7 protein-coding genes are annotated in these 12,735 nt (G+C 33.0%); all 7 read left to right on the plus strand.

The window, feature by feature from the left end:
• Window positions 1–159: 159 nt before the first annotated feature.
• The 7 genes from Lupro_RS05140 (at window position 160) to rlmB (ending at window position 12,670) form a co-directional block, all read left to right on the plus strand.
• Window positions 160–3,261, plus strand: a complete 3,102-nt coding sequence (locus Lupro_RS05140; protein WP_068206894.1) for a SusC/RagA family TonB-linked outer membrane protein — start codon at window positions 160–162, stop codon at window positions 3,259–3,261.
• 17 nt (window positions 3,262–3,278) lie between these two features.
• Window positions 3,279–4,748 carry a RagB/SusD family nutrient uptake outer membrane protein gene (locus Lupro_RS05145; protein ID WP_144439111.1) on the plus strand — a complete coding sequence of 490 codons (1,470 nt, stop codon included), beginning with the start codon at window positions 3,279–3,281 and terminating at the stop codon, window positions 4,746–4,748.
• A 298-nt stretch (window positions 4,749–5,046) separates the two neighbouring features.
• A complete protein-coding gene (locus Lupro_RS05150; protein ID WP_068211461.1) occupies window positions 5,047–8,271 on the plus strand; it encodes a SusC/RagA family TonB-linked outer membrane protein in 3,225 nt (1,074 codons plus the stop codon).
• Between the two features lie 25 nt (window positions 8,272–8,296).
• Window positions 8,297–10,006, plus strand: a complete 1,710-nt coding sequence (locus Lupro_RS05155) for a SusD/RagB family nutrient-binding outer membrane lipoprotein (protein WP_068206898.1) — start codon at window positions 8,297–8,299, stop codon at window positions 10,004–10,006.
• A gap of 15 nt (window positions 10,007–10,021) precedes the next feature.
• Window positions 10,022–10,921 carry a hypothetical protein gene (locus Lupro_RS05160; protein WP_068206900.1) on the plus strand — a complete coding sequence of 300 codons (900 nt, stop codon included), beginning with the start codon at window positions 10,022–10,024 and terminating at the stop codon, window positions 10,919–10,921.
• A gap of 145 nt (window positions 10,922–11,066) precedes the next feature.
• Window positions 11,067–11,762, plus strand: coding sequence for a hypothetical protein (locus Lupro_RS05165; RefSeq protein ID WP_068206902.1), 696 nt, complete (start codon window positions 11,067–11,069; stop codon window positions 11,760–11,762).
• Between the two features lie 164 nt (window positions 11,763–11,926).
• Window positions 11,927–12,670, plus strand: a complete 744-nt coding sequence (rlmB, locus tag Lupro_RS05170; RefSeq protein ID WP_068206905.1) for a 23S rRNA (guanosine(2251)-2'-O)-methyltransferase RlmB — start codon at window positions 11,927–11,929, stop codon at window positions 12,668–12,670.
• Window positions 12,671–12,735 lie beyond the last annotated feature (65 nt).

Here is a 12,735-nt window from a genome sequence, read left to right on the forward strand (position 1 = left end):
TATAACAACACTTAAAAGAGAGTATTTTTCAATACTCTCTTTTTTTTTACGCAACTATTTAAAATTAATCGCATCTTTAATAAGATGGTCAAACACTATCTTAATGTAAAAACTTGTAAAATAAGATTTTTACATCAATTAATTCAAACAATTTATATAATGAAAACAAAGTTTAATGGTTTTTTAACGCTTATTCTAGCGTTACTAGTGCAAATCACATTTGCACAAGAAAAAACTGTTACTGGTACAATTTCCGATGCAAGCGGGCCTTTACCTGGAGTAACAGTTATTGTAAAAGGTACCAATGTGGGTACACAATCAGATTTCGATGGGAATTACTCAATTCAAGTAAATTCTGGAGCTGTATTAAAATTCAGTTTTATGGGTATGCAAACTATTGAAAAAGCGGTAGGCTCTTCAAACGTTATTAATATAACCATGAAAGAAGATGCTGAAGCCTTAGATGAAGTTGTTGTTACTGGTGTGGCTGGGGCTACTTCAAAAAAGAAATTATCTGTAACCGTAGCAACTGTTACTGCAGAAGAGTTACAAAAAGTACCTGCAGGTTCTGCTGCAAGTGCATTACAAGGAAAGGTAGCTGGTATCACAGTAACAAATTTAGGGCGTCCTGGCCAAGGAGCTACAATACTATTACGTGGAGCAGCTAATTTTTACGGTTCTCAAGCACCATTAGTAATTTTGGATGGTATTTTTGTCGAAGGAGGTTTAGCTGATATCAACGTTGATGACATAGCATCCTTTGAAATTGTAAAAGGAGCATCTGCATCTTCTTTATATGGTTCTCGTGCAGGAAATGGTGTTATTGTAATTACTTCTAAGAGAGGTAAAATTGGAAAAACTCAAGTTACGTTTAGATCAGAAATTGGATATTCTGAAATAACTAATTTTGTTAAAACCAATCAGTCACACGGTTATGAATTAGCTTCAGACTGGGAGCAATTTAAAGGTCAGTACACAAAATATGAAGGCGTAACTTATGGTCCAAACTACCAAGGTGTTTATGCTGCTTCTGGTGATAACGCTGTTTTAGGCTCTAGAATAGAATCTGCAGACGGGTATGCTGACAATCCTTTTGGGGTTTACAATAATTTCCAAGATTTATTTTTTAAAAAAGGAACTAATTTAACCAATTATGCTTCTGTATCAAATGGTAATGACAAAGCTAGAGTTTTCTTCTCTTCTGAAAATACTGAAGTTGACGGTGTATTAGCTGAAACTGGAGGTTACACAAGAAATAGTGTTCGTTTAAATGCTGATTATTATATTAATGATTGGTTAAAGTTTAGTACAAGTAACTCATTTATTAAATTAAATGACAACAGTCCTGGTGGTGGTAATGATATTTACAGAATAGCTTCTCGTATATCTCCAGACGCCAATGTTACTCTTCCAAATCCTGATGGACAACCTTATTATTTTAAACCAGACCCTTGGGAAAGTGAAATTGACAACCCTTTATATGACTTATATTCCAGAGATGCTGCATCAAAACAGCAACGTTTCTTAGGTGGGTATAAATTAAATATTAATCTAACAAATAACTTAAGTGCTGAATTAGAATATTCTTTTGAAAATAACAATTACAGATATACTCGTAATAATAAATATGAAACATATACTACAACTGGGGATCCAATAGGTTTTGGATATAGTAAAGGTTCTTTATATAAAACAAGTTCTTTAGAGTTTTCTCAAAAAGCTCAAGCAACATTAAATTTTGTTGAACAATTTGGAGAACTAGACGTAAAAGCTAAATTGAGTTTCTTAGGTGAAGATAGAAACTATGAACAATTCAATGCTGCGGGTAATAATTATCTATACTCAGGACTTCCTACATTAGATAACTTTAACAATACTGATGTAACTGCTGGCTCTCACCAAGAAGATGAAAGAGCTCAAAACGTATTTGCTATTGCTGGTTTTGTTTATAAAGATCGTTATATTTTTGATGGTTTATTTAGACGCGATGGTTCTTCATTATTTGGTGAAAATCAAAGATGGAATAACTATTACAGAGTCTCTGCTGCTTATAGAATTACAAAGGACATAGAAATTCCTGGTGTTCAAGAATTAAAAATAAATATTGCTAGAGGTACATCTGGTCAACGCCCAGGTTTTTCATGGCAATATGAACAAACTGGAATTTCAGGAGGTGTTCTATCTACCAACAGAATTAAAGGAAATCCAGATTTAAAACCTTCTCTTACAACTGAAACTGAAATTGGATTAAATGCTTCTTTCTTAGATATATTTAATTTAGAATTTGCCTACTCTAATCAAGTGTCTTCAGATCAGTTTATGATTGTAAACCTTTTTGCTCCTGCTAACGCCGGTAAGAACAGACAATGGCAAAATGTTGGAGATTTAGAGTCTGACACTTATGAATTTACCTTAAGATCTAAGATTATTAATCAATCTGATATCACATGGAATGTAGGGGTTAACTTCACAAAATCAGATTCTAAAATAACCAAATTAAACGCTCCCGAACAACTTGTTGGTCCTAGTGGCTTATTCTTGCTTAGAGAAAACACTGAGTTTGGATCTATGTTTGGTAGAAAATTTGTTACTGATTTAGCAACAATGGAAAATCAATTACCTAGTGGTAGTAGCATTTCTGATTATAGTGTAAATAGCGATGGAGTTGTTGTTAAAACTTCAACAATTGGAACTGTTGATGAAGCTGCAATTATTGAAGTAGATGAAGATGGTGTTGCCGTATTTGAAAAAATTGGAAATCAAAATGCTGATTTTAGAATTGGTATTACTTCAAACTTCTCATATAAAGACTTCGACTTTTATATGCTTTGGGATTGGAAAGGTGGTGGAGATATCTATAACAGAAATGGACAATGGACAACTATTAGTGAACGTAACGCTATTGTTGACCAAGCAGGAAAACCAGATTCTGAAAAGAAAACAAGAGTTTACTATGGTTCTTTATATGATGTTAACCAAAATAATGCATTTTGGGTAGAAGATGGAACTTTTGTTAAATTAAGAGAAACTTCACTTGCTTACACATTAAATTCAACTAAATTAAAAAGTTTAGCAAATGGTTTCTTTAATGAAATTAAAATTAGCCTAATTGGTAGAAACTTATTAACTTTTACTGATTACAAAGGCTGGGATCCTGAAATTGCAAATTACGATAGTGCTACACAACAATATTTTAGTGTTGATTATGGTGTTTATCCAAACCAAACCTCATATTCATTATCCTTTCAATTTAAATTCTAATTAAAAACAATTAAAAAATGAAATATCTAAGAAAAATATTTTCTATCATGACATTGCTACTTATAATAGTATCTTGTCAAGATTTTTCTACGGACTTAAATGTAGAAAATTTAGAAAACCCGAATGATTTTATTCTTACTTCAGACCCTGTTGCTCTTTCTGCCACAGCCGGAAGTATTATCCAAAATTGGTTTTTGAGTGTACATAACTATGCCGGTCCAGGTGCAGCGTTAGCAACTATGGCAGATGTTTCTACTTGTTCTTGGGGTAACTTTGGAATGAGAGATACATCAAGCGAGCCTAGAGTTGCTTTTAATAACACTAGTTCATACAGTTACGCATACATAACTAATTCATATTTTAACGCTTTGTACTCTGTCCTTTCAGATTCAAATACAATCGCCTTAGCAATACAAAACGGAACGCAGTTCGAAAATCCTGAACAAATTGAAATGGTAGCTAAATTAGGACAAGCTTTATCTATTGGATATCTAGCATTAGTCTTTGATAAAGTATGGTTATCTGATGAAAATGGTTCTATTGAAGGTAGTGCTGGTGACGGAGCTTCTACGTATAGTGAAGCTATGACATTTGCTTTAGCAAAATTAGACCAAGCTATTGCTGTTGCACAAGCAAATAATGTCTCTATTCCTGAAACTTGGTTACCTGGTGGGGGTGGTAATAGTAGTTCTTTATTAGCTTTCATGAATAGCATGGGTGCTCGTATGTTAGTTGGTAATGTACGTAATAGCTCCCAAAAAAGTGCTATTGACTGGAATAGAGTACTTAACTATACAAACAATGGGCTAACAAGTGATTTCGAAATTTATATGGATGATGTTACTTGGTATGATTTAATCCCAAAAACTTATTTAGTTTACCCAGGTTGGGCTAGAGTTGATATGAGAGTTATCAATATGATGGATCCTAATACTCCTGATTACTGGGAGGATGATGTTACTTTTCAACCTGAATCAACTTCTAATGATGCAAGACTATTAACAGACTTCGGCTACTTAGGTTCAAATAACTTTAGACCTGAAAGAGGTATTTACCATTACAGCAGCTACAGGTATAGTAGATACGATAACTATATTACCGTGTGGACTACCAATGTTGTTGAATATTCAACTGCTGAAAATGATATGTATAAGGCTGAAGCCTTAGTTAATACAGGTAATGTTGCTGGTGCTGCGGCTATTATAAATGCAGGTACCAGAACCACTAGAGGTGGCTTACCTAATGTTGCCGCTGATATTGATGCTGTTAAAGATGCTATCCATTATGAAAGAATGATCGAATTTTCTTTCACAGGAATGGGACTTGGTTTCTTTGAAATGAGAAAAGAAGACCTTTTACAAAAAGGAACTCTTCTCCATTTCCCTGTGCCTGGTAAAGCTTTAGAATCTATCCCTGCTGAGAACTATACTTTTGGCGGTACTACAGGTACCCCTGGAGAAGACTATTCTACTGGAGGATGGAGATAATTAAATTAATATAAATTATACATAAAAACCACTTCAATTGAGGTGGTTTTTTATTTTTAAATTTTATTGTTAGTTTTTTGTAAGTATTTGTAAGTAATGGTATACTATAACAACTAATTCTTGTGGGGCATCCTACAACTAATTAGAGATGAACAAACTCCTTTTTTATAACTTTAAATTAACACTCATATAACTAAACACCTTATATTTTAACTAAATTCTTATTTTTTTATCTTTAAATTAGGATATATACTATAATTTTATGATTTTTGGAACAATTAATTCAAATAATTATACAATGAAAACAAAATTTAATGGTTTTTTAACGCTTATACTAGCGTTACTAGTGCAAATTACGTTTGCACAAGAAAAAACTGTTACCGGTACAATTTCCGATGCAAGCGGACCTTTACCTGGAGTAACAGTTATTGTAAAAGGTACCAATATGGGTACACAATCAGATTTCGATGGAAATTATTCAATTAAAGTTAACTCTGGGGCTGTACTACAATTCAGCTTTATGGGTATGCAAACTGTTGAAAAAACCGTTGGAACTTCTAATGTGATGAACATTACTATGCAAGAAGATGCACAAGCCTTAGAAGAAGTTGTTATTACTGGATTGGGTATCAAAAGGGGTAAACAAGCTTTAGGATACGCTGTATCAAAAGTTGACGCTAAAGACATTGAAGAAAAAGCCGAAGGAGACATTGCACGTGTTTTAACTGGAAAAGCTTCTGGTGTACAAATAACACAACAAAGTGGTATGTCAGGTTCTGGTACAAACATTATTATTAGAGGTATGAACTCTTTTAGTGGTAGTAACCAACCTTTATTTATTGTAGATGGAATTCCTTTTAGTAGTGATACTAATGCACAAGGAGATTTTATTGATGGTAATAATGGATCAAGTCGTTTCTTAGATCTTGACCCAAACAATATTGAAAGTGTAAACGTTTTAAAAGGTTTAGCCGCTGCAACACTTTACGGTACGCAAGGACGTAATGGTGTAATTCTTATTACTACCAAATCGGGAAGTAGTAAAGGGGCTGGCGCTAAAAAAACAGAAATTACAGTTTCAAGCTCATTATTTGCGAACGAAATTGCTTCAATGCCAAATTATCAAAATGAATATGGTGGTGGTTTCGATCAATCTTTTGGTTGGTTCTTTAGTAACTGGGGTCCTTCATTTTCTGAAGATGGTCCTGCTGGTTGGGGTAACCAAGCCGCAATTGATGAAAATGGAACATTAGCACATCCATACTCTACTGCAAGTGCAGCAACAGGAATTCCACAGGCTTTCCCTGAATTTGCAAATGCTCGTTATGAATGGAAACCTTATGATGGTGTTAAAGATTTCTTTAGACAAGGTATTATTAAAAGTAACAATGTAAATGTACGTGGTGCATCTTCAGATGGAAATGTTAGCTATAATGTAAATTACGGTAACTTAGACGATCAAGGTTTTACACCTGGTAACAGATTAAGACGTAATACATTTAGTATTGGTGGATCTGCTAAATTGTCAAATAAATTTACAGTAAATGGGACAATGAATTATACTAAAACCAACTTTAAAACTCCACCTGTTGCGGCAAGTTATGGTAGTAATGTTGGTGGTGAAAACGCTTCTATTTTTGGTAACTTATTTTATACACCAAGAAGTATTGACTTAATGGGGTTGCCATACCAAAACCCAATAACAGGAGAGTCTGTGTACTATAGACAAAACAATAGTATTCAACACCCTCTTTGGACGGTAAATAATGCTGGAAACACTCAAAATACAAATAGGGTTTTTGGAGGAATTTCTTTACTCTATGAATTAAATGACAATGTTCGTGTTAACTATAGATATGGATTTGATGTTTATAGTGAAAACAACTCAAATTATTCAAATAAAGGCGGTAAAACAGGTAGTGTTGCAAATCAATCTGGTATTTATCAAACTTGGAATAATACAAATACTATTGATGATCATAACTTAAGTGTTAGTGGTAATTATGATATCAATGATGATTTAGATATCTCTTTTTCAGTTGGTATAACATCAAGACGTGATGTGTATAATAGAAACGGAGTAAAAAGTGTAGGTCAACAAGTTTTTGGCGTGTTAAGACACTTTAACTTTGCCTCTCAAGATGAAATTCAATACTTTGAAGAGAGAAATATCTTAGGTGCTTATGCACAAGCTGAAATAGGTTACCAAGATTATTTATACTTAACATTAGCAGGTAGAAACGACTGGGTTTCTAATTTAACCGAAGCAAATAGATCTATTGGTTATCCTTCTGCAAGTATTTCATTTTTACCTTCTAAAATAATAGAATCATTAAGAGAAAGTACTGTGGTTAACTACTTAAAACTTAGAGCTGGGTACGGTACTTCTGCAAACTTCCCAACAGGATACCCTGTATCATCTACATTAAGTTTAGATACACAAGATTTTCAAGATGGTAGCGGTGTAGATGTAGTTACAAATTCAACAGGAGCTGTTTTAGGGAATACCAATTTAAAACCTGAGAGAATTGATGAAATAGAATTTGGTGTTGAAACTAGAATGTTTAATAATAGATTATCATTAGATTTTTCTTTATATTCTAAAAAAACAAAAGACCTTATAGTTTCAAGACCTTTAGATCCTTCTACAGGTTACACTTCAACAAGAACAAATGTTGGTGAAGTTAAAAATGACGGTGTTGAGGTTGATTTAGGGTATGATTGGTTTAAAAGTGATGATAGAGCTGGATTTAATTGGAATACCACTTTAAACTTTTCCGCAAATAAAGCAGTAGTAACTGATTTAGGATTGGATACTGACATTGTTGTATACGCAGGTTTTTCAACTCGTGGAAATGCTGCAATTAAAGGTGAACAGTTAGGAACAATGATTGGTTCAGCAATTGCTCGTGATGAAAATGGTAATTTAATGGTAAATTCAGCAGGTAGTTATGTTATCCAAAATGGAAATAACATTATTGGTAATGCAAATCCTGATTTTACTATGAACGTAGCTAACTCTATTGGTTATAAAAACTTTTCATTAGGTTTCTTATTTACGTGGATTCAAGGTGGAGATATGTATTCACAAACAATACAAACTTTAATAGGTAGGGGTGTTGTTAATGCTGATAACGTTGATCGTGCAAATTCTTTTATTTTACCAGGTGTTAATCCTGCTGGAGAACCTAATACTACTCAAATTAATAATTCAACTTATTTCTTTAGTAATGTGTTATACGGTCCAGATGAATTAGGGGTTTATGATGCAACAGTTTTTAGATTGCAAGAACTTACTTTAAGTTATAAATTACCAACAAAATACTTAGAAAAAACACCTTTTGGTGCTTTAAGTATTGCATTTACAGGGAATAACTTATGGTTTTATACGCCAAATATGCCGAAAAATACAAATTTCGATCCTAACGTAGCTGGACTTGGTGTAGGTAACGGTGCTGGTTTCGAATATTTAAACGGTCCTAGTGCAAGAAGATATGGTATGAGTATTAAAGCTTCTTTCTAATCAACAAAAAAAAAGATTTTATATTATGAAACAAATAAATTATTTAATTAAACTTATGTTTTTTTGCGGAGCGTTATTCTTAACCTCTTGTGAAACAACTGAACTGGATTTGACTGAAAATCCAAACGCGCTTACGCCAACGCAGGCAAATCCTGATTTCTTTATGAATGCTATTCAAGAAGATTTTGCAAGATTTGTTGAAACTTTTGGACGTAGAGGTGCTGAACTAACTCGTATAGATTACATGAACGGACGAGATTATACAAATGCTTATTCTCCTGCAAATTTTGATGGAGTTTGGAGATCAGCTTACACTGGAATGATGCAAGACATTAAAGTAATGAATGAAATAGCAACAGAGTCAAACTTAACACACCATATTGGTATGGGGCAAGTTTTTCAGGCTTACATTATGCTAACATTGGTTGATTTCTTTGGAGATGTTCCTTATACTGAAGCTCTTCTTGGTTCAGAAAATCTAAACCCTATCGCAGATTCAGGTGAAAGTGTTTATACTGCTGCATTAGGATTATTAGATGCTGCAATTGCTAATTTTGGTAGTGAAGCTGCTGCAGATCCACAATATGACTTTTTCTATGATGGTAATTGGTCACAATGGATAAAAGCGGCTAATACTATTAAAATGAAAGCATATATGGCTACAAGATTGGTAGATGGTAGTGCTTTAAGTAACTTTAATGCTATTGTAAGCTCAGGAAACTACATTTCAAATAAAGCAGATGATTTTCAATTTACTTGGGGAACCAATGAAATTCAACCAGACACTCGTCACCCTCGTTATTCAGGAAGTTATACTCCAACAGGTGGTGGAGACTATATGTCTAACTCTTTAATGGATTATATGACTGGAAAAGACGATGCTGCTTATAGTAACCCAATAAATTTTGATATCCGTACCTTATTTTATTTCTACAGACAAGTTAGTCAAACTCCTGGAATAGGTGGAGCACCTGCTGATGAAGAAACACTTGAGTGTGGTTTATATACAGCTCCTGCACATTATGATGGATACACTTATTGTGGTGTTCCTAAAGGATGGTGGGGTAGAGACCACGGAAATGATAACGGTATTCCGCCAGATGGATTCTTAAGAGCTTTAGTTGGTGTATACCCTGCTGGAGGTGCTTTAGATGATTTATCTTATGACTCTAAGAAAAACGGAGATGGAAATGGTGGTAATGGTATTACACCTGTAATGTTATCAAGCTGGACAGACTTTATGATTGCTGAAACTAAAATGTTTAATGGTGATGCGGCTGGAGCAAAAACAAGTATGTTTAATGGTATTGATAAATCTATTGATAAAGTAATTAATTTTGCACCTACTTCTGCTAGATTCAACTGGATTTTTGGTACTGCTGATGGTGGACCTGCTCTTGCACTTGCAAGTGATTATATTAGCTGGTTTAAATCTGATCTTGAAGCTGATTGGAATGCTGCTGATGCAAGTGGAAAATGGGACATTCTTGCCATGCAATACTTTGTTGCTTCGTATGGGAATGGTATTGATTCTTACAATTTTTATAGAAGAACAGGTTATCCAACAACATTACAACCTAATATAGAGCCTAACCCAGGAGGATTCATAAGATCATTCTTTTATCCTGCAAACTATGCAAATACAAATGCAAACGCATCTCAAAAAGATGGCGTAGGAGTACAAGTTTTCTGGGATACAAATGCCCCTTCACCTGGATTCCCAATTGCTAACTAATAAAAACTATTTAAAATGAAAAAAATAATAAATAAACTATTAATTATTGCGTTGGTTTTCTCAACAGTAATGAGTTGTAAAGATCCAGACAATGCAATATATGATGTTTTTGATGGCGTTTCTTACGGAGCTGTAATTAGAACACTTGATCGAGTTAGTACTAACTATAATATCTTTGATTTAAACTCACGTTTTGAAATTGTTGTTGAAGAACAAGATGAAGAATATGGAGGCCTTTTAGATAAGGTTAATGTATATGTAAGTTATACCGATAAAACTGATGACGGTGTAAATAACAGCAAAGCTGAAATATTACTTAAATCTATAGCTGCATCTGAATTTACTACAAGTGCAAATGGACTACCTTCTACCACTATTGCTGCAACATTTTCTGAAGCTTTAGCTGCATTAGGATTTACTATTGGTGATGGAAATTACAACGGTGGAGATGAATTTGATTTTAGATTGGAAGTTGTATTAACTGATGGTAGAAGTTTTAGTGCTGATGATGCAAGTGGAAGTTTGCAAGGCTCGTACTTTAAATCTCCATATGCGTATAATGTAGGAATCTTATGTATTCCAGATTCTCCAATTACAGGAGATTATGTAATAAACATGCAAGATTCTTACGGTGATGGATGGCAAGGTTCAAAAATAGTTTGCACTATTGATGGTGTTGAAAATTATGCTTTCCTTCCTGATTACTGGTCAACAGGTCTTGGACCATTCACAGATGGAACTGCAACAATTACAGTACCTGCTGGAGCATCTACAGTTGTATGGTCTTTTGTTGCTGGAGATTGGCCTAGTGAAGTCTCTTTTCAAATTATAGGCCCTAATAGTGGTAATGTAATTGGAGACTTTGGACCAAGTCCAGTTGAAGGTGAATTAGCTTTAAATTTATGTAACGAATAAAACATAAATTATATAAAATTTAAAAGACCACTTGCTAAAATACAAGTGGTCTTTTTTATTGTATAATAAACTTATTTACAGAACAATATCTTATTTTAACAATTTTATCATATATTTACCTTATAACCTTTTATTACCGTTAATAATGAAATCAAAATATTTATATTTGCTTCTTTTTATCTTTCCATTTATTTTAAATGCTCAAATAGCTTTTACATCAGCTTCTAGTTCGCAAGTTTATGATGGTAGGGCTAATGCCTCTGAATGGGATTATAGATTTAGAGATGCGCTTACAGATATGAGGTATAACACCAATAGAACATTCTCAGATTCTGAAAAGAAGTATATTATAGGTAATTCATACTATAATAAAATATTTATTTCGGGAAATATTTTATACGAAAATAAAGTCGCCTCAAAAGTTTATGCACTAAGGTATAATGCTTTTAGAGATGAAATTGAGGTAAGTAACGGTGACAAAATAGAATATGTAACTAGAGATCCTAAAATAAGTTGCATTATTGGTATACAGAAATACACCTTTCAGCCCTTTTTAAAAAACAAAAAGACTAAGGTTGGGTATTTAGTGACTATTTACCAAGGGAAAGATTTTACACTATTTGAACGTAAGGTTAAAAAATATAAAGCAGAAAAAAAAGCCAAAAATTCACTTACCACATCTATACCAGCTAAAATAGTTGACGTAGCAGAATTATACTTTTCAAATTCTAAAAGAATTGCTACTTATGTAAAACCTAAGAAGAAAGTATTACTTGAAAAAATTGCTGTTGAACAACGCTCTAAAATGAATACTTTTATAAAAAAAATAAATTTAATCTAAAATCTAAAAAGGATTTAATTTCTTTTTTCAAATACTATAATTCACTAATTTCAACCAATACCGCAACTATTGAATTATAACTACAGTTAACTTTTTAACTTATTTTCCTAGTTAGCTTAAAACTAATTTAGATGAATGTTGAAAAAATTATGTAGGTTTGTAACATGGAAAATGAAGTTTCAAAAATTTTTGGTTTAAGAGCAGTTATAGAGGCCATAAATTCAGGAAAAACAATAAGTAAAGTTTATTTACAAAAAGACTTAAGTGGTCATTTATTCTCTGAATTAAACACCCTTATTAAGCGACATAATATCGCCGTAAGTCATGTCCCTATCGAAAAATTAAACAGGCTTTCAAAAAATAGTAATCACCAAGGTGTTGCTGCTCAAATATCACCTATTGAGTTTGCTGATTTAGACACGCTAATAACAACAACTTTAGAAAAAACAGAAACTCCTTTATTCTTATTATTAGACCAAATTTCAGATGTTAGAAATTTTGGTGCAATTATACGAACTGCTGAATGTGCTGGTGTACACGGAATAATAATTCAAAAACAAGGAAATGCACCAATAAGTGCAGATACTGTTAAAACTTCAGCAGGTGCTGCATTTAAAATTCCAATTTGTAAAGTAGATCATATTAAAGATGCTATTTTTCAATTTCAAGCTGCTAATATTCAATTAGTTGCAGCTACAGAAAAAACTGAAAATTTAATTTATAATGTTGATTTAACGGTACCTACAGCAATTGTTATGGGGTCGGAAGAAAGAGGCATAAATCCGTCAATCTTAAAAATTGTAGATTCTAAAGCCAAACTTCCATTACTTGGTGAAATTGAATCTTTAAATGTATCTGTTGCCTGTGGCGCATTTTTGTATGAAACACTAAGACAACGTTTAGCATAATAAAAGCAGCGGTGATTCTCAAAATTTCACCTGAGCAAATTTAATTTTCTACTAAGCTTTTTTAA

This window comes from Lutibacter profundi, assembly GCF_001543325.1.
GTDB classification, from domain to species: Bacteria; Bacteroidota; Bacteroidia; order Flavobacteriales; family Flavobacteriaceae; genus Lutibacter; species Lutibacter profundi.

Bases quoted from the DNA above. Each gene is read 5' to 3' on its own strand.
- Lupro_RS05145 (WP_144439111.1), top strand. From the start codon at position 3,279: ATGAAATATCTAAGAAAAATATTTTCTATCATGACATTGCTACTTATA.
- Lupro_RS05150 (WP_068211461.1), top strand. From the start codon at position 5,047: ATGAAAACAAAATTTAATGGTTTTTTAACGCTTATACTAGCGTTACTA.
- Lupro_RS05160 (WP_068206900.1), top strand. From the start codon at position 10,022: ATGAAAAAAATAATAAATAAACTATTAATTATTGCGTTGGTTTTCTCA.
- rlmB (WP_068206905.1), top strand. From the start codon at position 11,927: ATGGAAAATGAAGTTTCAAAAATTTTTGGTTTAAGAGCAGTTATAGAG.
- Lupro_RS05155 (WP_068206898.1), top strand. From the start codon at position 8,297: ATGAAACAAATAAATTATTTAATTAAACTTATGTTTTTTTGCGGAGCG.
- Lupro_RS05165 (WP_068206902.1), top strand. From the start codon at position 11,067: ATGAAATCAAAATATTTATATTTGCTTCTTTTTATCTTTCCATTTATT.
- Lupro_RS05140 (WP_068206894.1), top strand. From the start codon at position 160: ATGAAAACAAAGTTTAATGGTTTTTTAACGCTTATTCTAGCGTTACTA.